Source organism: Pseudoalteromonas sp. S1608, from assembly GCF_005887265.1.
GTDB classification, from domain to species: domain Bacteria; phylum Pseudomonadota; class Gammaproteobacteria; order Enterobacterales; family Alteromonadaceae; genus Pseudoalteromonas; species Pseudoalteromonas undina.
Window position 1 is genome coordinate 1 of the sequence record NZ_PNDK01000127.1, and the last position, 315, is coordinate 315.

1 pseudogene is annotated in these 315 nt (G+C 42.9%); it reads right to left on the reverse strand.

The annotated features are described in order from the left end of the window. Positions 1-291 (reverse strand): annotated as a pseudogene (locus CWB75_RS18970) (phosphopentomutase); the annotation flags it as partial. Between the last annotated feature and the right edge of the window lie 24 nt (positions 292-315).

Here is a 315-nt window from a genome sequence, read left to right on the forward strand (position 1 = left end):
ATTGCCGAAAATGCCCGGAATAACTGTACGCGCAATAAACTCGTCTACAACTTCTTGTGGGAAACTCTGTTGTGTTTTTGGGAAATAGCCCCAATAAAATAACACAGGCACGCCAGCAATTTACCAATGACCCGATGGCGTGGCCTTACCGCTTGAAAGCTCTTGTGCAGAACCCCATGCACATAGTGGCACACTTCGGTCAGCAATAAAACAGGGTTCTTTACCATCGGCTTCACGTGCATCTACTAAACCCAATATTGTAAGGTTACGAAGGTAAATCTTAAACAGATGATATAGTTAATATTCCTATCGTAA